The sequence below is a fragment of the Acinetobacter sp. AC1-2 genome (genome assembly GCF_016124155.1).
Classification (GTDB): domain Bacteria; phylum Pseudomonadota; class Gammaproteobacteria; order Pseudomonadales; family Moraxellaceae; genus Acinetobacter; species Acinetobacter calcoaceticus.
This window is the reverse complement of record NZ_JABFFO010000038.1, coordinates 1-235: the sequence shown is the minus strand read 5'-3', so window position 1 is coordinate 235 and position 235 is coordinate 1. Positions and strand designations below refer to the sequence as shown.

Here is a 235-nt window from a genome sequence, read left to right as displayed (position 1 = left end):
GCAACTGTAGTTGCAGGTACAGATGGTAGCTGGTCAGTACCAAACCCAGGTGACTTGACTGACGGTCAAACCGTAACAGCAACAGCGACTGACCCTGCAGGCAATACCTCATTGCCAGGCACAGGTACGGTGTCTGCGGATATCACGCCACCAGTGGTCGCGCTTGATGATGTACTCACCAATGACAGCACACCTGCACTCACCGGTACAGTCAATGATCCGACTGCGACAGTGG

1 protein-coding gene is annotated in these 235 nt (G+C 54.5%); it reads left to right on the top strand.

What is annotated here, in order from left to right; all coding sequences use genetic code 11:
• A partial coding sequence (locus HL290_RS18520; RefSeq protein WP_320158888.1) for a hypothetical protein occupies positions 1 to 235 on the top strand: 235 nt, incomplete at both ends.